Annotated in this window: 20 protein-coding genes; 9 read left to right on the forward strand and 11 right to left on the reverse strand. The window is 60.4% G+C overall.

What is annotated here, in order from left to right:
• Positions 1-49: 49 nt before the first annotated feature.
• The 6 genes from hfq to ACIP66_RS25340 form a co-directional block, all read right to left on the reverse strand.
• Positions 50-310 carry an RNA chaperone Hfq gene (gene hfq / locus ACIP66_RS25315; protein ID WP_400651768.1) on the reverse strand — a complete coding sequence of 87 codons (261 nt, stop codon included), beginning with the start codon at positions 308-310 and terminating at the stop codon, positions 50-52.
• A 95-nt stretch (positions 311-405) separates the two neighbouring features.
• Positions 406-1,377: a tRNA (adenosine(37)-N6)-dimethylallyltransferase MiaA gene (gene miaA / locus ACIP66_RS25320; protein ID WP_053116771.1), complete on the reverse strand. Its 972-nt coding sequence runs from the start codon at positions 1,375-1,377 to the stop codon at positions 406-408.
• Entirely contained in the window at positions 1,377-3,278 is a 1,902-nt protein-coding gene (gene mutL / locus ACIP66_RS25325) for a DNA mismatch repair endonuclease MutL (RefSeq protein ID WP_400651786.1), read from the reverse strand. The genes miaA and mutL overlap by 1 nt, the downstream gene beginning before the upstream one ends.
• An 8-nt stretch (positions 3,279-3,286) precedes the next feature.
• The gene (locus ACIP66_RS25330; protein ID WP_218586048.1) at positions 3,287-4,720 is read right to left on the reverse strand and encodes an N-acetylmuramoyl-L-alanine amidase; all 1,434 of its coding nucleotides are present in this window, start codon (positions 4,718-4,720) and stop codon (positions 3,287-3,289) included.
• Positions 4,721-4,723: 3 nt separating this feature from the next.
• Positions 4,724-5,194: a tRNA (adenosine(37)-N6)-threonylcarbamoyltransferase complex ATPase subunit type 1 TsaE gene (gene tsaE / locus ACIP66_RS25335; protein WP_053116768.1), complete on the reverse strand. Its 471-nt coding sequence runs from the start codon at positions 5,192-5,194 to the stop codon at positions 4,724-4,726.
• Positions 5,182-6,681, reverse strand: coding sequence for an NAD(P)H-hydrate dehydratase (locus ACIP66_RS25340; protein ID WP_400651772.1), 1,500 nt, complete (start codon positions 6,679-6,681; stop codon positions 5,182-5,184). The genes tsaE and ACIP66_RS25340 overlap by 13 nt, the downstream gene beginning before the upstream one ends.
• Positions 6,682-6,744: 63 nt before the next feature.
• Here ACIP66_RS25340 and queG point away from each other — a divergent pair, with 63 nt between their 5' ends.
• Positions 6,745-7,809, forward strand: coding sequence for a tRNA epoxyqueuosine(34) reductase QueG (gene queG, locus ACIP66_RS25345; RefSeq protein ID WP_159815244.1), 1,065 nt, complete (start codon positions 6,745-6,747; stop codon positions 7,807-7,809).
• Between the two features lie 94 nt (positions 7,810-7,903).
• Here the strand turns inward: queG and ACIP66_RS25350 are convergent, their stop codons facing one another.
• Both ACIP66_RS25350 and orn read right to left on the reverse strand, forming a co-directional pair.
• On the reverse strand, positions 7,904-8,515 hold the full coding sequence (locus ACIP66_RS25350; RefSeq protein WP_053116765.1) for a trimeric intracellular cation channel family protein: 612 nt from the start codon (positions 8,513-8,515) through the stop codon (positions 7,904-7,906).
• A gap of 175 nt (positions 8,516-8,690) precedes the next feature.
• Positions 8,691-9,233 (reverse strand): oligoribonuclease, encoded by a 543-nt coding sequence (gene orn, locus ACIP66_RS25355; RefSeq protein WP_053116764.1) that lies wholly within the window; start codon positions 9,231-9,233, stop codon positions 8,691-8,693.
• A gap of 107 nt (positions 9,234-9,340) precedes the next feature.
• Between orn and rsgA the strand changes: the two genes are divergently transcribed.
• From rsgA to ACIP66_RS25375, 4 genes are all read left to right on the forward strand, one after another.
• Entirely contained in the window at positions 9,341-10,372 is a 1,032-nt protein-coding gene (gene rsgA, locus ACIP66_RS25360) for a small ribosomal subunit biogenesis GTPase RsgA (RefSeq protein WP_007915800.1), read from the forward strand.
• Between the two features lie 211 nt (positions 10,373-10,583).
• A complete protein-coding gene (locus ACIP66_RS25365) occupies positions 10,584-10,991 on the forward strand; it encodes a TIR domain-containing protein (RefSeq protein ID WP_053116763.1) in 408 nt (135 codons plus the stop codon).
• Positions 10,992-10,993: 2 nt separating this feature from the next.
• Positions 10,994-11,953, forward strand: coding sequence for a caspase family protein (locus tag ACIP66_RS25370; RefSeq protein WP_053116762.1), 960 nt, complete (start codon positions 10,994-10,996; stop codon positions 11,951-11,953).
• Entirely contained in the window at positions 11,953-12,438 is a 486-nt protein-coding gene (locus ACIP66_RS25375) for a toll/interleukin-1 receptor domain-containing protein (protein ID WP_053116761.1), read from the forward strand. Before ACIP66_RS25370 ends, ACIP66_RS25375 begins: the two co-directional genes overlap by 1 nt.
• A gap of 108 nt (positions 12,439-12,546) precedes the next feature.
• On the opposite strand, the gene motB is transcribed toward ACIP66_RS25375, so the two are convergent.
• Together motB and motA are read right to left on the reverse strand one after the other, a co-directional pair.
• The gene (gene motB / locus ACIP66_RS25380; RefSeq protein ID WP_159811708.1) at positions 12,547-13,605 is read right to left on the reverse strand and encodes a flagellar motor protein MotB; all 1,059 of its coding nucleotides are present in this window, start codon (positions 13,603-13,605) and stop codon (positions 12,547-12,549) included.
• A 3-nt stretch (positions 13,606-13,608) separates the two neighbouring features.
• A complete protein-coding gene (motA, locus tag ACIP66_RS25385) occupies positions 13,609-14,460 on the reverse strand; it encodes a flagellar motor stator protein MotA (protein WP_053116758.1) in 852 nt (283 codons plus the stop codon).
• A 166-nt stretch (positions 14,461-14,626) separates the two neighbouring features.
• Here motA and ACIP66_RS25390 point away from each other — a divergent pair, with 166 nt between their 5' ends.
• The 4 genes from ACIP66_RS25390 (at position 14,627) to ACIP66_RS25405 (ending at position 19,954) form a co-directional block, all read left to right on the forward strand.
• Positions 14,627-16,165, forward strand: a complete 1,539-nt coding sequence (locus ACIP66_RS25390; RefSeq protein ID WP_400651778.1) for an HDOD domain-containing protein — start codon at positions 14,627-14,629, stop codon at positions 16,163-16,165.
• Positions 16,166-16,207: 42 nt separating this feature from the next.
• The gene (rhdA, locus tag ACIP66_RS25395; RefSeq protein ID WP_400651781.1) at positions 16,208-17,023 is read left to right on the forward strand and encodes a thiosulfate sulfurtransferase; all 816 of its coding nucleotides are present in this window, start codon (positions 16,208-16,210) and stop codon (positions 17,021-17,023) included.
• 18 nt (positions 17,024-17,041) lie between these two features.
• Positions 17,042-17,902, forward strand: coding sequence for an archaetidylserine decarboxylase (asd, locus tag ACIP66_RS25400; RefSeq protein WP_053116755.1), 861 nt, complete (start codon positions 17,042-17,044; stop codon positions 17,900-17,902).
• A 300-nt stretch (positions 17,903-18,202) separates the two neighbouring features.
• On the forward strand, positions 18,203-19,954 hold the full coding sequence (locus ACIP66_RS25405; protein WP_400651783.1) for a molecular chaperone: 1,752 nt from the start codon (positions 18,203-18,205) through the stop codon (positions 19,952-19,954).
• A gap of 84 nt (positions 19,955-20,038) precedes the next feature.
• On the opposite strand, the gene serB is transcribed toward ACIP66_RS25405, so the two are convergent.
• The gene (gene serB / locus ACIP66_RS25410) at positions 20,039-21,253 is read right to left on the reverse strand and encodes a phosphoserine phosphatase SerB (RefSeq protein WP_053116753.1); all 1,215 of its coding nucleotides are present in this window, start codon (positions 21,251-21,253) and stop codon (positions 20,039-20,041) included.
• Positions 21,254-21,328 lie beyond the last annotated feature (75 nt).

Raw genomic sequence — 21,328 nt, forward strand, 5'->3', positions numbered from 1 at the left:
TTAGTCGCTCACCACCACCGTGGCGCTCAAAGAACAAAGGAGACTCCTATCAGGCGTTACCTGGATCAGCGTCAGCTGCTTCGGATTCGGTTGCGCTAGGCAGACGAATTGGACGAACCGGCACTACTGTCGAGATAGCGTGTTTGTAAACCATCTGGCTCACGGTGTTTTTCAGCAGGATCACGAACTGGTCGAACGACTCGATCGTGCCTTGCAGTTTGATACCGTTGACCAGGTAGATGGAAACCCCAACTTTCTCTTTACGTAAAGTATTCAAGTAAGGGTCTTGTAGCGAATGCCCTTTTGACATGTGCCGCACTCCTTTAAGGATTCAATAATAAAAAATAGGTAATTCAGATGGCTTTAGCCGCCACACCCCCAAGGATAGACGGCAATTGCAAGGACTCAGCTCAATATGGAGATGGTCCCAAGGTATTTCAAGGCGCGTGGCAGATTGTCGCAATCAAGACTGTCCAGCCAGTGTAGATCTTCCCAGCTGCGCAGCCAGGTGAACTGGCGCTTGGCTAATTGGCGCGTGGCGATGATGCCGCGCTCCTGCATGTCGGCCAACGTCAGCTTGCCATCCAGGTAATCCCAGACTTGGCGGTAGCCTACCGCACGTATAGACGGCAACCCTGAATGCAGGTCACTTCTTTTACGCAGGGCTACGACCTCGTCGATGAATCCCTGTTCCAACATAATTGTGAATCTTTGTTTAATGCGCTCGTGCAGTACCTGGCGGTTTGCCGGGGCAATGGCCAAGTTCGCGACAGTATAGGGCAATTGTTGCAGTCCCGAAGCGGCTGCTTCAGTACTTTGCGCAGATTGTTGTGCGCGCAGGGCAGTCATGCTCTGACCGCTGACTCGATAGACTTCCAGTGCCCGACTCAAGCGCTGCGGATCGTTCGGATGAATCCGCGCCGCCGACACCGGGTCGATGACCGCCAATTGGTCGTGCAGGGCTTGCCAGCCAAGGCGTGCAGCCTCTTCCTCGATCTGCGCGCGCACCTCAGGATCAGCCGCCGGCATCTCGGCCAACCCTTCCACCAGCGCCTTGTAATAGAGCATGGTGCCGCCGACCAGCAGCGGAATTTTTCCGCGTGCGGTGATTTCCGCCATCGCTTGCAACGCATCGCGACGGAAATCCGCAGCCGAATACGCTTCCGCCGGATCGAGAATGTCGATCAAGCGGTGCGGATGTTCGGCCAGCAGTTCTTTGGAAGGCTTGGCAGTGCCGATGTCCATACCGCGATAGACCAGCGCCGAATCGACACTGATCAACTCGCACGGCAGCACCTTGGTCAGCTCGATGGCCAGATCAGTCTTGCCCGCAGCGGTCGGGCCCATCAGAAAAATCGCTGGAGGGAGCTGGCTCATCAACGACCGCGCAGGAACAGTTTGTCCAGATCGTCCAGGCCCTGTTGGGTCCAGGTCGGTCGGCCATGGTTGCATTGACCGCTGCGCTCGGTGTTTTCCATGTCGCGCAGCAGGCCGTTCATTTCCGGCAGGGCCAGGCGCCGGTTGGCGCGGATCGCGCCGTGGCAGGCCATGGTGCCGAGCAATTCGTTGAGGTGTGCCTGAATCCGGTCGCTGGTGCCGTACTCCATCAAGTCCGAGAGTACATCGCCGACCAAGCGGTTGGCTTCGGCTTGCTTCAACAAGGCTGGAATTTGGCGGATCGCCAGAGTTTCCGGTCCCAGCCGCTGTAGTTCAAAGCCCAGACGTTGAAACCATGCGGCGTGCTCTTCAGCACAATCGGCTTCGCGCTGACTGACTGCCAACGACTCTGGCACCAGCAATGGCTGGCCGCTCAAGCCTTCGCTGGCCATGGCGATCTTCAGGCGCTCGTACATGATCCGCTCGTGCGCTGCGTGCATGTCCACCAGCACAAGGCCTTGGGCGTTCTCGGACAAAATGTAGATGCCTTTGAGCTGCGCCAGCGCGTAACCCAGCGGCGGAATGTCTTCCTGACCGGCCGGCAGCGCATTGGCGTTGGCTTCAGGCAACGGCGCAAAAAACTCGCGATACGCAGCCTGCGCCTCGGCGGCCGGCGGCATGCCCGACTGCGGGCGCGGTGTGTATTGATACTGATAAGCGCCGCCAGCGCTGGCACCGGACGAGGTGTTAAACGCCGGTTGTGCCTGCGGTTGTTCCAGCAGCGCATTGGCCGCCAGACGCATTTCGCCTTGCGGGCCGAACTCGCCGGCATCGAGGCCGGATGGACGAACGACGGCAGTGGTGACGGAGCCGGCCAGTTGATCTTCCGGCCGCACATCGCCCAACGCGCGGTGCAACGTGCCGTAAAGGAAGTCATGCACCATGCGCCCGTCACGGAAGCGTACTTCGTGTTTGGTCGGATGGACGTTGACGTCGACTGCCGCCGGATCAACTTCGAAAAACAGCGCAAATGTCGGGTGACGGCCGTTGAACAGCACATCGCGATAAGCCTGACGTACCGCGTGGGCGACCAGTTTGTCGCGCACGGCCCGGCCATTCACAAAGAAATACTGCAAATCCGCCTGGCTGCGGTTGAAGGTCGGCAAACCGACCCAGCCCCATAAGTGCAACCCGTTGCGCTCGATCTCGATCGGCAGCGCCTGCTCAAGGAAACCCGAGCCGCAAATCGCCGCCACACGCCGTGCGCGGGCTGCATCATCGTGGGCCTCGTGCAGGCTGAGGATGGTTTTACCGTTGTGGCGCAGATGAAACGCCACGTCAAAACGCGCCAGCGCCAGACGTTTGATCACTTCTTGCAGGTGATCGAATTCGGTTTTTTCGGTCTTGAGGAATTTGCGCCGCGCCGGGGTGTTGAAGAACAGATCACGAACTTCCACCGAGGTGCCGACCGGGTGGGCCGCCGGTTGAACACGCGGCGCCATGTCGCGACCTTCGGTTTCAACTTGCCAGGCCTGTTCGGCATCGCGGGTACGCGAAGTCAGGGTCAGGCGCGCCACGGAGCTGATCGACGCCAGTGCCTCACCCCGGAAACCGAGGCTCATCACTTGCTCGAGGTCTTCGAGGTTGCGGATCTTGCTGGTGGCGTGACGGGCCAGCGCCAGCGGCAGGTCATCGGCGGAAATACCGCTGCCGTCATCACGGACGCGCAGCAGCTTGACGCCGCCCTGCTCGACATCGACATCAATGCGTTTGGCGCCGGAGTCGAGGCTGTTTTCCAGCAACTCCTTGATCACCGAGGCCGGACGTTCAACCACCTCACCGGCGGCAATCTGGTTCGCCAGCCGTGGGCTGAGCAGTTCGATGCGCGCGGCAGCGTTCAGCACTTCGTTCATTCTTTGGACGCCAGTTCGGTGCCAGGAATGGTCAGGTGCTGGCCGACTTTCAGCTCATCACTTTTCAGATTGTTTGCGCTGCGCAGCGTGGCCGGCGACACCTGATAACGCACGCCGATCATTGCCAGGGTTTCACCCGGGCCGACGCGATGATCGCGCGGGCCTTGGGCGATTTTTCCGGAATCACGCAGCCAGGCGATGTAAGTGCCCGGTGGCGGATTCTGCTGGAAGAACTGGCGCACGCCACTGCTGATCGAACGCGCCAGCGCTTGCTGGTGGCTTGAGGCCGAGAGCTTGTTCGCTTCGTTGGCGTTGGAGATAAACCCGGTTTCGACCAGGATCGACGGGATGTCCGGCGACTTCAACACCATAAACCCGGCTTGTTCCACGCGCTGTTTGTGCAACGGCGTGACGCGGCCGATGTTGGTCAGGACTTTCTGGCCGACGTTGAGGCTGGAGGTCAGCGAGGCGGTCATCGACAGGTCGAGCAACACGCCCGCGAGCATGCGGTCTTTATCGTCGAGGCTGACGTTGCCGGCACCACCGATCAAGTCGGAACGGTTTTCGCTGTCGGCCAGCCAACGCGCGGTCTCCGAGGTTGCGCCGCGATCAGACAGGGCAAACACCGAGGCGCCGAAGGCTGCCGCAGAAGGCGCGGCGTCGGCGTGGATCGACACGAACAGATCGGCGCCTTTTTTGCGGGCGATTTCGGTACGGCCACGCAACGGGATGAAGTAGTCGCCCGTACGGGTCAGTTCGGCGCGGAAGCCTTTCATGCCGTTGACCTGACGTTGCAGTTCGCGGGCGATCTGCAGCACCACGTCTTTCTCACGCTGCCCGCGCGAACCGGACGCGCCCGGGTCTTCGCCACCGTGGCCGGCGTCGATCACCACAATAATGTCGCGCTTGCCGGCCGGGGCTGGGGGCAACTTGATCGCCGGTTCTGTCGGGGTGACCGGCACTGCCGGTATGGTCGCGACCGAAGGGGTCGGCGCAGGTGTTGGAGCGGGTTCGGCGTCGGCTGCGTTGTCGAACAGGTCAACCACCAGACGGTTGCCATACTGCCCGTTCGGCGCCAGCGAGAAGCTTTTCGGGGTGACGGCTTTTTTCAGGTCGATGACCACACGCAGGTCGGTCGGCGTGCGTTGTGCCGAGCGCATGGCGGTGATCGGGGTGTTCGCGGTCTGCAATTTCAGCGGCGCACCCAAGGTGGCGCCATTAATGTCGATCACCAGCCGATCCGGAGCGGTCAGGGTGAAGACGCTGTGCTGCACCGGGCCGCTCAGGTCGAAGACCAGTCGCGTGTTATCCGGCGCTCGCCACAAGCGCACGCTGTTGACCTTTGAATCGGCCACAGCGTTGACGGTTACTGCCATCAACAACAGTCCAACGGCAGCCACCAACGCGCGAAAGCGCATACCTAACCCCATCATTTAATTGGATTCCAATGCCAAAGCGGCACACCAAGCCTCGCCACGCGAGCCCTGGGATAAAATTTTCAGCGAACGCCCGCTGTCTTGCGGGCTAATGGTAATGGTCAGGTCAGGCTTTGGCAAAAAGCCTGCACCTTTATCGGGCCACTCGATCAGGCACAGCGCATCGTCTTCGAAGTAATCGCGGATGCCGAGAAACTCCAGCTCTTCCGGATCGACCAGTCGATACAGGTCAAAGTGGAAGGCGCGGACGTCACCGATCTCGTAGGGCTCGACCAACGTGAAGGTCGGACTTTTTACCGAGCCCACGTGGCCCAGGCCACGAATGATGCCCCGCGACAGCGTGGTTTTGCCCATCCCGAGGTTGCCTTCCAGAAAAATCAGGCCGTGGCCCTGGGTCACGCGGGCGATCCGTGCGCCAAAGTCGCTCATGGCCTGTTCATCGGCCAGGTACAGGGTTACTTCAGACACGGTGCTTGCTCCTCCAACAACTGACGAATGGCTGGAATCAGATCACTGGCCGCCAGCCCACGGCCCAATTTGCCTTGTTGCGCCCCGGCGTTGGCGTGCAGCCACACGGCCAGACACGCGGCGTCGAAACTTTGCATACCCTGCGCCAGCAACGCGCCGGTCAAACCGGCCAGCACATCGCCCAACCCGGCGGTCGCCATCGCCGGGTGGCCCTGATGACACAGCGCCAGACGCCCATCGGGATGTGCGATCAGAGTACCGGTACCTTTGAGAGTTACAGTCGCTGCGTATTTTTTGCTCAATGCCCGCGCGGCGGCCGGTCGGTCAGCCTGCACTTCGGCGGTACTGATGCCGAGCAACCGCGCCGCTTCGCCGGGATGCGGGGTGATCACGCAATCCTTGGGCAGCTGCACAAAACCGCTCGCCAGCTGGTTCAATGCGTCGGCGTCCCAGACTTGCGGCAACGGCGCATTGGCAGCTGCTGACAGCAACGCCCGGCCCCAACTGGCCTGGCCGAGTCCGGGGCCGATCACCAGTGTCGAGACTTTTTCCAGCAAGCCCATCAATTGATTGGCCGACGATGTGCCGAGCGTCATCACCTCCGGCACGCGAGTCAGCGCTGCCGGGACATGCTCGGGGCGCGTCGCCAGCGAAACCATGCCTGCGCCGCTGCGCAAGGCGCTTTCGGTGCTGAGCAGGATCGCCCCGCCAAACCCGTGATCGCCACCGATCAGCAACACATGGCCGAAACGGCCCTTGTGCGAAGTCGGCCTACGCGCCGCCAGTTTCGGAAGATTAGCCGGGTTGAGCCGTTGGGCGATGCCCGGGATGTCACGATAGATGTCGGCACTGGCTTGCAGATCATTAAACAGCAACGAGCCGACGTGATCCGCCGCATCGCCGGTGAACAAACCGAGTTTCAGCCCGATAAAGGTCACCGTCAGATCGGCCTGCACGGCGCCGCCGAGCACATACCCAGTGTCTGCACATAAACCAGAAGGAATGTCGACGGCAGTTACCGGCAAGCCGCTGGCGTTAATGGCTTTGATCGCCGAGAGGTAAGGCTCGCGCACGTCACCGCTCAAACCGGTGCCGAGCAAGGCATCAAGAATGACGCCACGAAGTTCGCTGTGAGCCTGCCAGCCTTGCACCGCGACGCCTTCAGCCAACGCCTCGGCATACGCCAAAGCGGCATCGCCCTGCAATCGCTGCGGATCGCCGACTGCCAACACTTGCACCTGCCAGCCGGCTCGCTGTGCCATGGCCGCGACCAGATAACCGTCGCCAGCATTGTTGCCATGCCCGGCCAGCACCGTCAGTTCGGTCGCCGACGGCCATTGCCGAACCAGCGCGCGCCACGTTGCATGCGCCGCGCGCTGCATCAATTCGAAGCCCGGCGTGCCGGCGGCAATCAGCCGCGCATCGAGTTCGCGCACCTGTGCGGCGCCATACAGCGCGTCGGGTAATTCATCTTTCGTGTGCGGCATGCGTCTTCGGGCTCCGATGTCTGGCAGAATTATACGCACCTCAGCTCCGGTTTCTCTCGCCTCATGTCCGCCATCACCACAGACCTGCCCGCCCTCGCCCAATCGATCAAGGATTGGGGCCGCGAGTTGGGCTTTCAGCAAGTCGGCATCAGCGGCCTGGATCTCGCCGAGCATGAACAGCATCTGCAGCGCTGGCTCGCGGCCGGCTACCACGGCGAAATGGACTACATGGGCGCCCACGGCAGCAAACGCTCGCACCCGGAAGAACTGGTGCCGGGCACGTTGCGCGTGGTTTCGTTGCGCATGGACTACCTGCCGGGCGACACCGAAATGGCCAAACGCCTGGCCCAACCGGAAAAAGCCTACGTCTCGCGTTATGCCTTGGGCCGCGATTACCACAAATTGATCCGTAAACGTGTGCAGCAATTAGCCGACAAGATTCAATCCGAGATCGGCCCGTTCGGTTTTCGCGCCTTTGTCGACAGCGCGCCGGTGCTGGAAAAAGCCATCGCCGAACAGGCCGGACTGGGCTGGATCGGTAAAAACACCTTGGTGCTGAACCGTAAGGCTGGCAGCTATTTCTTCTTGAGCGAGTTGTTCGTTGATCTGCCGCTGCCAGTGGATGACCCGCACAGCACCGAACATTGCGGACGCTGCACCGCGTGCCTCGACATTTGTCCGACCAATGCCTTCGTCGGCCCGTATGTGCTGGACGCGCGACGCTGCATTTCGTACCTGACCATCGAACTGAAAAATGCGATCCCCGAAGACCTGCGCCCACTGATCGGCAACCGCGTGTTCGGCTGCGACGACTGCCAGATCGTCTGCCCGTGGAACCGTTTCGCCAAACCTTCCGGCGAAAGCGACTTCAAGCCACGGCACAATCTCGACAATGCGGAACTGGCTGAGTTGTTTATGTGGGACGAGGATAAATTCCTCAGCAGCACCGAAGGCTCACCGCTGCGCCGCGCCGGGTATGAACGCTGGTTGCGTAATCTGGCAGTGGGGCTCGGTAACGCGCCGTCGAGCATTCCAGTGCTGGAAGCGTTGAAGGCAAGGCGGGACTATCCGTCAGAGCTGGTACAAGAACACGTCGAATGGGCTCTGAAACAACACGGAATCGCATAACCCCCTGTAGGAGCTGCCGCAGGCTGCGATCTTTTGATCTTGAAACAACGTCAAAAGATCGCAGCCTTCGGCAGCTCCTACATGGAATATCGCGTTACGGCTGATCGTTATAGACGAACTTAGGCATTTCCCAATGGAAGCGGATCGCCAGCAGCCGCAGCAGGAAGCCGCCGAACAGTGTGATCAGAATCGCCTGCTCGCTTGGCACGTTCAGATACAGGCAAAGCATGTAACACCACGCCGCGGCGAACGAGACGCTGGCGTAGAGTTCTCGGCGGAAGATCAGCGGGATGTCGTTGCAGAAGATGTCGCGGAGGATGCCGCCGAAGACGCCGGTGATCACGCCGCTGACCGAGGCCACCAACATGCCGTGGCCCATTTCCAGTGCGGTCATGCAGCCGATCAGGGTGAAGGCCACCAGACCGACGGCGTCGAGCACCAGAAACAGTGAGCGCAGGTGGCGCATCCAGCGGGCGGTGAATACTGTGAACATTGCTGCGACCGAGGTCAGCACCAGGTATTCCGGGTGTTTGACCCACGTCAGCGGGTAGTGTCCGAGCAGTACGTCGCGCACCGAACCGCCGCCCAATGCCGTGACGCAGGCGATCAGCACCACGCCAAACCAGTCCATGCCACGACGGCCGGCAGACAGCGCGCCGGTCATGGCTTCAGCGGTGATGGCAATCAGATAGAGCATCAGCAACATGGTGGCGATCCAGTCAGGAAGGCGCGCAGTCTAGCCATTTCGGTGCGGCACCAAAAGAGGGCGCCACAGCAAACACAAAACCCCGTAGGAGCTGCCGCAGGCTGCGATCTTTTGATTTAGCTTTTAAAAAAAGATCAAAAGATCGCAGCCTGCGGCAGCTCCTACAGGGCTGGCATCAGAACTTGATGAAGTGCTTGCGGTAGTGCTGCAGCTCGGCGATCGATTCGCGAATATCGTCCAGCGCCAAATGGGTGCTGCCCTTTTTGAAGCTGTCGCGTACGTCCGGTGCCCAGCGTGCGGCCAGTTCCTTGAGCGTCGAGACGTCGAGGTTGCGGTAGTGAAAGTAGCTTTCCAGCGCTTTCATGTGGGTATAAAGGAAGCGACGATCCTGGCAGATGCTGTTGCCGCAGATCGGCGACTTGCCCTTCGGCACCCATTTCTCGAGGAAGGCGATGGTTTCCGCTTCGGCTTCGGCCATGCTGATGCGGCTGTCGCGCACGCGCTGGGTCAGGCCGGAGTTGCCGTGGGTGCGGGTGTTCCATTCGTCCATGCGCGCGAGCACTTCGTCGCTGTGGTGGATGGCGATCACCGGGCCTTCGGCCAAGGTGTTGAGGTCACTGTCGGTGACGATGGTGGCCATTTCGATGATGACGTCGTTGTCCGGGTCAAGGCCGGTCATTTCGAGGTCGATCCAGATCAGATTCTGCGGGTTTTGCATGTTTCGGCTCCTGAGCAATGCTGCGCAGTTTAGCCTAGGCCGGCTGCCGGGCGTGCTAAACTCGCGGCCGTTTTACCTAATCGCTGCATTCTTCAGACGGAACACCCATGGCCAAACGCCAACTCAATCGTCGTCAAAACTGGCGCATCGAAAAGATTCAGGGCGAACGCGCCGCACGCGCCGCCAAACGCGAGTCCTCGGCTGTCGAAGCCCTGGAGGGCGGCGACCTGGGCCCGGAACAGACCGGCCTGGTGATCGCTCACTTCGGCGTGCAAGTCGAAGTCGAGGCCATTGACGGCGAACAGGCCGGCCAGGTTTTCCGCTGCCACTTGCGCGCCAACCTGCCTGCGCTGGTGACCGGCGACACGGTTGTCTGGCGTGCCGGCAATCAGGGCATCGGTGTGATCGTCGCGCAATTGCCGCGTACCACCGAGCTCTGCCGTCCGGACAGTCGCGGCCAGTTGAAGCCGGTCGCGGCCAACGTCGACATGATCGTTATCGTCTTCGCCCCGCTGCCCGAGCCGCATGCCAACCTGATCGACCGCTATCTCGTAGCCGCCGAACACGCCGGCATCCGCCCGTTGCTGTTGCTGAACAAATTCGACCTGATCGACGAGCACAACGCACCGGCGCTCAATGCGCTGCTGGCGGTGTACCGCACGCTCGGTTATCCGGTGCTGGAAGTGTCGGCGCACCACGGTGACGGCATGGAACAGCTGCAAAAGCAGCTCGACGGACGCATCAGCGTGTTCGTCGGTCAGTCCGGTGTCGGCAAGTCGTCGCTGGTCAACAGCTTGCTGCCTGAAGTCGAAACCCGCGTCGGGCCGCTGTCCGAGCTGTCCGGTCAGGGCACGCACACGACGACCACCGCGCGCCTGTTCCACTTCCCCGGTGGCGGTGAGCTGATCGACTCCCCGGGTATCCGTGAATTCGGCCTGGGCCACGTCAGCCGTGCCGATGTTGAAGCCGGTTTCATCGAGTTCGACGACCTGCTCGGCACTTGCCGTTTCCGCGACTGCAAGCACGACCGCGAGCCCGGTTGCGCCTTGCTCAAGGCACTGGAAGACGGCCGCGTTCAGCAACAGCGCATGAACAGCTACCGCTCGATCATCGCCAGCCTGCCCGAAAACGGCTATTAAACAGTCGCACCGGCAGCCCTTTCCCCAAGGGCTGCCGGATGTCGGTTTTCCCCTGACACCCTCCTCCCTTTTTTAAACATCGGTCTTTTCTGTAGGACTTTTGCACGCCTGCCTGCAGGACATTTCTCTTTCTTCGCCCAAGCCTTGTGGGCACGTTTCATGAGCCTACATTGAGTTCCTCGTCGCACGTTCGCGCCCCAGAGGAACCCCCATGCAAACCTACCATTTGTTCATCAGCCACTCGTGGAACTACTCCCACGCCCACGACAATCTGGTGCGCCTGCTCAGTGCCCACCCCGACTTCACCTACAAGAATTTTTCGGTGCCGCCGCACAATCCGATCATGGGCGCGCAGACCGACAAACAGCTCGAAGAAGCCATCGAAAACAAGATTCGTCCGTGCTCGGCGGTGCTGATCATGGCCGGCATGTATTCGACCTACAGCAAGTGGATCAACAAGGAAATCGAGATCGCCAAGCGCATGGGCAAGGTGATCATCGCGGTGAAACCGTTCGGCGCCGAGCGCATTTCCACGGTGGTGCGTAACGCCGCACACGCCGAATGCGCGTGGAACACCAACAGCATCGTCGGCGCGATCCGCCTGCACACGGCGGCCTGATCATGCGCAAGGGACTGTTTATCGGCATCAACGACTACACGCATATTTCGCGCCTGAGCGGTTGCAGCAATGACGCCATGGCCATGGCCTCGGTGCTGAAAACCGACGCCGACGGCGACCCCAACTTCAAGAATGTCGTGCTGACGTCGGCTGAGGATTACCTGGGGCGGGAGATGCTCGAAGACCAGATCCGCGAGCTGTTTTCCGGCGACTGCAACGTTGCCCTGCTGTATTTCGCCGGGCATGGCGGTTTCGATACCGACAATGACGAAGGCATGTTGCTGCCCCAGGATTATCGCAACGCCAAGGACGGCATCCGCATCAGCGACATCCTCAACTGGGCGAGCAAAGCCACGCGCATCAAGAACAAAGTGATCATCCTTGATTGCTGCCAAAGCGGCGCCGCCGGCGAGGTCCGTGCCTTGCGCAGCGAGAGCAGTGTGGTCGGCGAAGGCATGACCATTCTGACCGCGTGCAAAAAGGAAGAACCGGCCATGGAAGGCGCGCAACACGGCGTGTTTACCGGTTTACTGCTGCAGGCTTTGCACGGTGGCGCGGCGAACATTCTCGGCAAGATCACGCCCGGCAGCCTCTATTCCTTTGTCGATAACGCGCTCGACGCTTGGGAACAACGCCCGGTGTTCAAGACCAATGTGTCGCAGTTCATTTCCCTGCGCGAAGTCTCGCCGCTGATCCCCAAAGAGATCCTGCGCAAACTGCCCGAATGGTTTGCCGAAGCCGAATCGACCTACCCGCTCGACCCCAGCTACGAACCGACCGAAGCCAGCTTCAATCCGGAACACGGCGAGGTCTTCGCGCAACTGCAGAAGTGCAATCGCCACAGCCTGATCGAACCGGTCGACGCCGAGCACATGTACTACGCCGCCCTCCACTCCACCGGCTGCCGCCTCACCGCGCTCGGCGCCTACTACCGCGAACTCGCAATCAAAGGACACTTCTGATGCCTGTGTTTATCAGCTACCGCCACATGGATCGTATGCAGGCCATGGCGATCAACAGTCGCCTGAAACAGGCGAACATCAAGACTTATCTGGATGTGCTCGATCCGGAATCACAGACCACCGACGACATCACCGGCGTCATCACCCGCAACATCACCGAGTGCACGCACTTGCTGGCGGTGGTGTCGGAGCGGACGGCTTCGTCGTGGTGGGTGCCGTTCGAGATTGGCGAGGCGACCATCAGCAACCGACGGATCTGCTCGTTCAAGACCGGGCCGGCGGAGCTGCCGCTGTATCTGGATAAATGGCCGAAATTGAGTACGGATAAAGATCTGGATTTCTTTATTGATGCTTATCGTGAGGAAGTGACGAACAAGCGTTCGGTGATGCTGGATTCGATGAGTGAGTCGATGAAGGGGACTTACAAGAGGAATGCCGAGCAGTTTCATGATCAGTTGAAGGGCAGGATTCGGCGGGGGTTTTGAGATCTTACTGACCGCCTCTCAATCATTTTCGTGGCGTTAAGAAAATGATCTGCAAAATGAAACCGACAACCACAAAAAAGCCGACATCACTGTCGGCTTTTTCGTCTCTTACTGCTTCGGCGCAGGTGCCGGCGCTGGCGCTGGCGCCGCACTCCCCGGTTCCGCCGGTTTCGGCGCGGCGTCATCAAACAAGTTCAGCCGTTCACGCAACTCATGCGGCGGCACCGGTTGCTGATCCGCCGGCAGAGCATTCGGATCAACCGGCGTTGCCGGGGTGGCGCCGTTGTGGCTTTCATCGACTGGTTTCGCTGCGTCCGCCCCTTGCGCGCCCTCGATCGCTTCCTGGGCCTTTTTGGTCAGGACGACGATGTCGATACGACGGTTGACCGGGTTGAACGGGTTTTCCCGGTCGAACAACGCCGACGAGGCATAACCGACGACCCGCGCCACCTGCGCATCCGGATAGCTCCCCGCTACCAGTGCACGACGTGCAGCGTTGGCGCGGTTGGCCGACAGCTCCCAGTTACCGAAATCGCCAGTGCCAGTGTACGGCTTGGCGTCGGTGTGGCCGCTGATGCTGATCTTGTTCGGCACCGCTTTGATGGTGTCGGCCATCGCCAGCAAGATGTCTTCGAAGTACGGCTTCAGGCGTGCAGAACCTGAGTCGAACATCGGCCGGTTTTCAGCGTCCATGATCTGGATGCGCAAGCCGTTCGGGGTGATCTCGAAGAGGATCTGATCCTTGAATTTCTGCAGCTGCGGGTTCTCGTCGACCTTGTTCTGCAGTTCTTGCAGGAGCAGTTCCAGACGTTCTTTCTCGACCTGCTCGGCCATGCCTTCGACCTGTTCGGTGTCGACGGTGACCTTGTCTGGTTGCGGCTGGGATTTCACCTCAGGGTTGAGGGTGTTTTCCGGCGCCAGGGTCGGCGTGCCGCCCAAGTCGATGATGTACGGCGTGCCGCTTTCGGAGAAGCCGACCGGGTCTTTGAAATAACCGGCGATGGCGATCTTCTGCTCGGGTGTGGCGGTGGACAACAGCCACAGCACGAGGAAGAAAGCCATCATCGCCGTCGCAAAGTCGGCGAAGGCGATTTTCCACGCCCCGCCGTGATGCCCACCGGCTATGCGCTTGACGCGCTTGATGATAATCGGCTGATTATTTTCCATGACTTAGCGACCGCGAACCGCTTGTTCCAGCTCGGCGAAGCTTGGACGGTGCGCCGGGTACAGCACTTTGCGGCCGAACTCGACAGCCAGCGACGGCGGCATGCCAGAAGCCGAAGCCACCAGCGAGGCCTTGATGGCTTCGTAAACGTTCAGCTCTTCCTTCGCATCGTGGGCCAGCGAATGCGCCAGCGGGCCGAAGAAACCGTACGCCGCGAGAATACCGAAGAAGGTACCAACCAGTGCCGCACCGACGTGCAGACCGATGGATTTCTGATCGCCTTCACCCAGCGAGGCCATGGTCACTACGATACCGAGTACCGCCGCAACGATACCGAAACCCGGCATGGCGTCGGCGATGCCGTTCACCGCGTGGGATGGGTGTTCGAGGTCTTCTTTAAGGCTGTACAGCTCCATGTCGAACAAGCCTTCCAGCTCGTGCGGGGCCATGTTGCCGGACGACATGATGCGCAGGTAATCGCAGATGAACGCGGTCATGCGTTCGTCTTTGAGCACGGCCGGGTACTTGGCGAAGATCGGGCTCGCGGCGGCATCTTCGATGTCTCCCTCGATGGCCATCATGCCTTCGCGGCGGCTCTTGTTGAGGATCTCGTAGATCAGACCCAGCACTTCCAGATAGAACGTGTGGGTGAAGCGCGAACTGAACATGCTCAGGGATTTCTTGAGCACGTGCATCGTCATGTAGCCGGGGTTGGCCTGCAGGAACGCACCGAGTGCCGCGCCACCGATAATCAACACCTCGAAAGGCTGGATCAGGGCGGCAATTTTGCCGTGGGAAAGCACGTATCCGCCGAGCACGCTCGCGAATACGACGATGATGCCGATAATTTTAGCCATAGGTAGAAAGTACTTATTTAAGTCGGGTTCAAGGTCATATTCGGAAGTTAAAAAATCTCTTCTTCTACTTATCGGCAAAACTGCGCCAGACTATAGCCAGTTCAGGCGAAAAGCCAATTTAGCCCATGCCGGGCGCGTCTAAAGCAGATGAAGATCCCGTCCAGACATGGCTAATGAAACGAACGTCCCACACGCAAAACCGACCACCCTCGAAGGCTGGGTCAAGCTGCTCGACAGCGTTCGCCTGCCCGTGCCGCAAGAGGCGCATGACAAGGTCTGTCGCGCGATCCGCGATAACCGCAGCTCGCTGCGCGACATCGCCGATTTGATGCAGGACAGCCCGGCGCTGGCCTTGAGCATCATCCGTGAGGCCAATCGTCACACCCACGGCAACATGGGCACGCCGGCGGAAAATCTGGAAGTGGCGATCAACCGTCTCGGCCTCGCCCGCACCGAAGAACTGCTTGCGCGCCTGCCAGCCGAACCGCAGATGCAAATCCCCAAGGCCCTGCGCCAATTGCAGATGATCAGCCAGCACGCGACGCAACAGGCCAACGGTTTTTTCGCCAGTCGCCTGGCGCGGTTGTGGCAGGACATTCATTGGGGCAGCCTGTTGTTTCTGTCGCCGCTGTGGCCACTGGCGCTGACTTATCCACAGTTGCTCGAAGAGTGGGAGCTGCGGGTTATCCACAAGGGCGAGTCGGCGCGCACCGTCGAAAAGCAATTGTTCGGCGTGCGCCTGCTGCGGATCGCGGAAGCGCTGGTTGCGGTCTGGCACCTGCCGATCTGGGTGCAGCAAGGCTATAAATTGTTGCTCAGCGAACAGCGTGAACTGGTCAAAGTGCTGCGCATCGCCCGCGACAGCGAACACCCGCTGCGCCAGCAAAATCGCCTCGACGATGACCCGACTTTGCGCCGCTGGCTCAACCAACCGGCCAACACCGTGCTGCTGGCCAACGGTCTGGCGCTGTCAGCGCAACAGGCCTGGGACAGTCCGCACAGTGAACGCTGGCAGTACCTGACCAGCCTATATCTGCAGATTTCCATGGACGAGGTGCAGCAACAGTTGCACCAACAAGCCGCGAACAGTGCCCGGCAACATGCGATGCCTGATTTGTGGCACCCGGCCGTTTCGCTGTTGTGGCCGTGGGGCACCCGTCGCTTGCCGGCCGGCATGCTGCCCGCCGCCGCGCCGACCTCTGAAGACCTGGGCCAGTGGCGTAAGCAATGCGCCGAACTGCTGGCTGAGCCGAGCCGTTTCACCAATGCCATGAGCCTGACCGTCGCCGCCCGCGATGCGCTGGTGGCCAGCGGCATGCGCCGGGTGATGATCCTGATGGCTGACCGCACGCAATCCAATCTGCGCGTGAATCAAACCTTCGGCCTGCCGAAAGAAGCGGCAGCGCTGAATTTTGTCGTCAGCCAGAGCAGCGTCCTGCAACGTTTACTCGCGCAACAGGCGCAGGTGCGGATCAACCCGGACAACAACGCACAATTTTCCGCGTTGCTGCCATCGGGCCTGCGCACGCTGTTTCGCGGTGAGCATCTGTTCCTGCGTTCATTGGTCAACAATGGCCGGGTGATCATGATCGTTGTCGCCGATCAGGGCGGCGGGCCGTTTGCCGACATCACCGTGCAGGCCTTTGGCAAAACCGCGCAGTGCATCGAAAAAGCCCTGCACAGCTTTAGCAGCCGTGGCCGATGAGGCTGCGCTACAATCCTCCCCTTTGTGCTCTGGAGACCTCGCATGTCTGACTTCTCTGGCTTGCCGCTCGTCATTGAACCGAGCGACCTGCTGCCTCGGCTTGAGTCTGAAGAGCTGATTCTGGTGGATCTGACCAGTGCCGCCCGCTACACCGAGGGACATCTCCCCGGCGCGCGCTTTGTCGACCCCAAGCGTACCCAGCTCGGCCAGCCGCCGGCGCCGGGTTTGCTGCCGGCCAAAGCCGATCTGGAAGCGTTGTTCGGTGAGCTGGGCCATCGCAAGGACGCGGTCTACGTGGTTTACGACGATGAGGGCGGAGGCTGGGCCGGACGCTTCATCTGGTTGCTCGACGTAATCGGTCACCACAAGTACCACTATATAGACGGTGGTTTGCCGGCGTGGCTGGCGGATGGCATGCCGATGTCGATTCAGGTGCCTGCAGCGGTCGGCGGCCCACTGCCGTTGCCCCTGCACGACGAGCCGACCGCGACCCGTGAATACCTGCAAAGCCGTCTCGGGGCTGCCGATCTGGCGATCTGGGATGCGCGCGGGCCGCTGGAATACTCCGGCGAGAAAGTGCTGGCCGCCAAGGCCGGGCACATCCCCGGCGCGGTCAATTTTGAATGGACGGCGGGAATGGACAAGGCGCGTCAGCTGCGCATTCGTACTGACATGCCGCAGATCCTCGAAGACCTCGGGATCACCAAGGACAAAGAAATCATTACCCACTGCCAGACCCATCACCGGTCGGGCTTCACTTATCTGGTGGCCAAATCCCTCGGTTATCCGCGGGTAAAAGGCTACGCCGGTTCCTGGGGCGAATGGGGCAACCACCCAGACACGCCAGTCGAGATTTAAGGTTTTTAAGGACAACTAATGAAAGAGCGTCTGTTTATCCTCAGCCAGTACCTGCTGCCTCATCACCTGCTGTCGCGCCTGGCCGGCTGCGTTGCCGAGTGCCGCGTGCGCTGGTTCAAAAATGCGTTCACCCAGTGGTTCGCCAAGCGTTATCAAGTCGACATGTCGCAAGCGCTGGTGGAAGACCTGACCGCTTACGAGCACTTCAACGCCTTCTTCACCCGCGCCCTGAAAGACGGCGCGCGCCCGCTGGACGAAACCCCGGGCGCGATCCTCAGCCCGGCCGACGGTGCGGTCAGCCAGCTCGGTCCGATCGAACACGGTCGCGTGTTCCAGGCCAAGGGCCACAGCTTCAGCGTACTCGAACTGCTCGGCGGTGATGCGGCCAATGCGGCACCGTTCATGGGCGGCGACTTCGCCACTATTTACCTGTCGCCGAAGGACTACCACCGCGTGCACATGCCGCTGGCCGGCACCCTGCGCGAGATGGTCTATATCCCGGGCCGGATTTTCTCGGTGAATCAGACCACCGCTGAAAACGTGCCGGAACTGTTCGCTCGCAACGAGCGCGTGGCGTGCATTTTCGACACCGAGCGCGGCCCGATGGCGGTGGTGCTGGTCGGCGCGATGATCGTCGCTTCGATTGAAACCGTGTGGGCCGGTCTGGTCACCCCGCCGAAGCGTGAGCTGAAAACCTTCCGCTACGACGAAGCCGCGCGTGCGCCGATCCATCTGGAGAAAGGTGCTGAACTGGGCCGCTTCAAACTGGGTTCGACCGCGATCGTGCTGTTCGGCCCGGATCAGGTGAAATGGGCTGAAGAACTGGTTGCCGGTTCGCCAGTGCAGATGGGCCAAGGCCTGGCACTGCCAAACGCCTGAGTACGCATCGACTGTCATGGATTCCCCTGACGGTCGATACCTCTGTAGGAGCTGCCGAAAGGCTGCGATCTTTTGATCCTGGTTTTAAGATCAAAAGATCGCAGCCTGCGGCAGCTCCTACACGTTGTTTTGTTGATCGTTCCCACGCTCTGCGTGGGAATGCAGCCGTGGACGCTCCGCGTCCGAAGATCAAAAGATCGCAGCCTGCGGCAGCTCCTACACGTTGTTATGTGTGCATCGTCAATGACGATGCGTTGAGGCAGAACACCCGCTCGCTTATTTGCTGCTATGGTTTTTGGCATGAGCCAGACCATCTCTCCCCCACAGCTGCGCGCCCCGACCCCGAGTCAGCCGCGCCTGTCATTTTGCGAAGCCTCCCCGCGCGACCTCAAGCGCTGGATCGCCGGCCTGCCCAAGGCCAACATCGGCGAAACCGCCCGCCAGTTGTATCAAGGCCTCGGCGAACTCAACCAATTACTCACGCCCAGCGACAATCGTCTGCAGCTGCTCGAATTGCTGCGGCCCGAGGTGTATTTCGTCTGCCAGCATCTGGAGCGACATTTCCTGCATCAGGCGATCATGCTCGATGAGCGTTCGCGCAAGATCAGCAATCTGTGTCAGGCCCTGCAAAGTCATCTGGCGATCGGTTACAAACAGATCGTTCTGCGGATTGCGCCGAAGTACAGCAAGGATCGCGCGGCGTTGGTTGGATTGGCTTTGCAGCGCGCGGCACATGCGTTGAAGGGCCAACTGGTTCGCGCAACCCAGCTGTACAGTCCGCCGCCAGAGCATCTGTGGTTTGAACTGCATCAGCTCTATCGCATCGCGTGTGAATTGCAGCTGCAACAGCGGCGCGTGCATGACGATCTGGCCAGCCTGACCACGGAGCTGAGCCTCGAACAAACTTACATCGCCGCCCTGCTCCTCGGCAGCGCCCGCTGCAATCAACTGCGCCAGAACCAGATCGCCCGCCTTGCCGAAGTGCTTGAACCATGGAGCGCCCTGCTCAAGCTGCATCCCGGCTCGCCCGACGACGGCCTGTTTGCGATCAGCGCCGAACTCGATGTCGGCCCGCGTTACCGCAGCATGTTCCGCAGTGAGCAACGCGCCGGTTTGCTCGGCTTCGATCCGCAACCGCTGGTGAATACCCTCGAAGCGCATTTGCTGCATCAGGACACGTCCAAGCCTTTGCCCGTCCCGACCGGGCTGAGTTTCGACACGCTGCAACATTTACACGCGACATGGGGCGAAGCGGCTGAACGCAGTTTTCAGCGCACCGTCGGCCAAGGCAATCTTACCGTGTGCGTGGGCATGAGCGCCCTGCACTTCTACCTTGGCGGCGAGCGCAGTTTCAGCGACATGCTCAAACATCCCGGCGCCCGCGCAGCGAATTTCAGCCACGCCGTGGTTCAAGGTGAAAAGGACAGCTGGAGCCAGGCCTTCGATGCCGCACCACAGAATAACGAGGAGTTTTTGCCCTACGAAGAAATCCAGTACGACCACCTCGGCGAAGACGAAAGCAGCGCCGACGCCGCACCGCACTATCCGACTTATGCATTGCCCGTGATCAATCACAGCCCCGGCGGCTACTGTTTAGGCTGGCCGAAAGAAGTCCCCGCCGAGTTGCAGGCCGGGGAAATGCTCGGCATTCAGGACAGCGTCAGTCTGGGCTGGAGCATCGCGGTGATTCGCTGGATTCGTCAGGTGCGCGGCGGCGGCACGCAAATGGGCATTGAACTGGTGGCGCCACACGCGCAGCCCTGCGGCTTGCAACTGGTGCGTTCGCGGGACGATCACAGCCAGTATTTGCGTGGATTATTGCTGCCGGAGATCAGCGCAATCGACGTGCCCGCAACGCTGCTCGCACCGCGTCTGCCGTTTCAGGAAGGCAGCAAAGTGCTAATCAACACCCACGGCGAAGAACACCGCGCCGGGCTGGATCGGCGGGTGGCGAGTACGCACAGTTTTAATCAGTTTGCTTACCGCTCGCTGGAGGCCGCGCAGAATGGCGGGAGCGAGGAGGATTTTGATTCGTTGTGGAAGTCGCTATAAAGCAAAAGATCGCAGCCTTCGGCAGCTCCTACAGGAGAAAAACCATGTAGGAGCTGCCGAAGGCTGCGATCTTTTGATCTTTAATTACAACTGCCCATCACGATCGCGGAAGCCCAGCAGATACAGCACACCATCCAGACCCAACGTCGAAATCGCCTGCTTCGCCGATTGCTTCACCAACGGCTTGGCGCGGAACGCCACGCCCAACCCGGCAATTGCCAGCATCGGCAGATCGTTCGCGCCATCGCCCACGGCAATGGTCTGCTCCAGACGCAAACCTTCCTTGTGTGCCAACTCTTTCAGCAAATCAGCCTTACGCTGCGCATCAACAATCGGCTCGATCGCCACGCCGGTGCACTTGCCGTCGACCACTTCCAGTTCGTTGGCGAACACGTAGTCGATGCCGAGTTTGGCCTGCAATTGCTTGGCGAAATAGGTGAAGCCGCCAGACAGGATCGCGGTCTTGTAGCCCAGACGCTTGAGTTCGGCGAACAACGTTTCCGCGCCTTCGGTCAGACGCAGCGAAGCGCCGATCGAATCGAGCACGCTGACGTCGAGGCCTTTGAGCAACGCCAGACGTTCTTTGAAACTGGCGCGAAAATCCAGCTCGCCGGACATCGCGCGCTCGGTAATGGCCGACACCTGTTCGCCGACACCGGCAGCCTTGGCCAGCTCATCGATGACTTCCGCTTCGATCAGCGTCGAGTCCATATCGAACACCGCCAGACGACGGTTGCGACGGAACAGCGAATCTTCCTGGAAAGCGATGTCGACGTTCAGCTCTTGGGCGACGCTGAGGAATTCGGCGCGCAGCGCCTGCGGATCGGCCGCTTCGCCCCGCACGGAAAACTCGATGCAGCCCTTGCCCTTGTCCGCCGGCGTGTCCAGCGGCATGCGACCCGACAGACGGTCGATGTGGTCGATGTTCAAACCGTATTTAGCAGTGATCGAGCTGACGGCCTGCAATTGGCCGGCGGTCACCTTGCGGGTCAGCAAGGTCACGATGTGGCGTTTTTTGCCCTGGTTGCCCACCCATTGCTGGTAATCCTCTTCGGACACCGGGGTGAAGCGCACCTGCTGGTCGAGCTCGTAGCCCTTGAACAGGATGTCCTTGAGCACGGATTTGCCTTGCTCGGAGTCGGGAATTTCAACCAGGATGCCGAACGACAGGGTGTCGTGGATCACCGCCTGACCGATATCGAGAATGTTCACACCACCTTGTGCCAGAACACCGGTAATGGCTGCCGTCAGACCCGGACGGTCGACTCCCGTGATGTTAATCAGGACGATTTCGCGCAACGCGCACCCCCGCAACTGGAAAAAAACCGCATTCTACCCACTTTCAGTGACCATCGGGCACCGTCAGCGGGGTGC

The sequence above is a fragment of the Pseudomonas sp. NPDC088429 genome, from assembly GCF_044753305.1.
GTDB lineage: Bacteria > Pseudomonadota > Gammaproteobacteria > Pseudomonadales > Pseudomonadaceae > Aquipseudomonas > Aquipseudomonas rustica.

Coding starts and splice junctions, on each gene's coding strand:
- orn (WP_053116764.1), bottom strand. CDS start 9,233: ATGCAAAACCCGCAGAATCTGATCTGGATCGACCTCGAAATGACCGGC.
- motA (WP_053116758.1), bottom strand. CDS start 14,460: ATGGCTAAAATTATCGGCATCATCGTCGTATTCGCGAGCGTGCTCGGC.
- ACIP66_RS25375 (WP_053116761.1), top strand. CDS start 11,953: ATGCCTGTGTTTATCAGCTACCGCCACATGGATCGTATGCAGGCCATG.
- rhdA (WP_400651781.1), top strand. CDS start 16,208: ATGTCTGACTTCTCTGGCTTGCCGCTCGTCATTGAACCGAGCGACCTG.
- ACIP66_RS25330 (WP_218586048.1), bottom strand. CDS start 4,720: ATGGGGTTAGGTATGCGCTTTCGCGCGTTGGTGGCTGCCGTTGGACTG.
- ACIP66_RS25365 (WP_053116763.1), top strand. CDS start 10,584: ATGCAAACCTACCATTTGTTCATCAGCCACTCGTGGAACTACTCCCAC.
- ACIP66_RS25390 (WP_400651778.1), top strand. CDS start 14,627: ATGGCTAATGAAACGAACGTCCCACACGCAAAACCGACCACCCTCGAA.
- queG (WP_159815244.1), top strand. CDS start 6,745: ATGTCCGCCATCACCACAGACCTGCCCGCCCTCGCCCAATCGATCAAG.
- motB (WP_159811708.1), bottom strand. CDS start 13,605: ATGGAAAATAATCAGCCGATTATCATCAAGCGCGTCAAGCGCATAGCC.
- ACIP66_RS25340 (WP_400651772.1), bottom strand. CDS start 6,681: ATGCCGCACACGAAAGATGAATTACCCGACGCGCTGTATGGCGCCGCA.
- ACIP66_RS25405 (WP_400651783.1), top strand. CDS start 18,203: ATGAGCCAGACCATCTCTCCCCCACAGCTGCGCGCCCCGACCCCGAGT.
- ACIP66_RS25370 (WP_053116762.1), top strand. CDS start 10,994: ATGCGCAAGGGACTGTTTATCGGCATCAACGACTACACGCATATTTCG.
- asd (WP_053116755.1), top strand. CDS start 17,042: ATGAAAGAGCGTCTGTTTATCCTCAGCCAGTACCTGCTGCCTCATCAC.
- miaA (WP_053116771.1), bottom strand. CDS start 1,377: ATGAGCCAGCTCCCTCCAGCGATTTTTCTGATGGGCCCGACCGCTGCG.
- hfq (WP_400651768.1), bottom strand. CDS start 310: ATGTCAAAAGGGCATTCGCTACAAGACCCTTACTTGAATACTTTACGT.
- rsgA (WP_007915800.1), top strand. CDS start 9,341: ATGGCCAAACGCCAACTCAATCGTCGTCAAAACTGGCGCATCGAAAAG.
- ACIP66_RS25350 (WP_053116765.1), bottom strand. CDS start 8,515: ATGTTGCTGATGCTCTATCTGATTGCCATCACCGCTGAAGCCATGACC.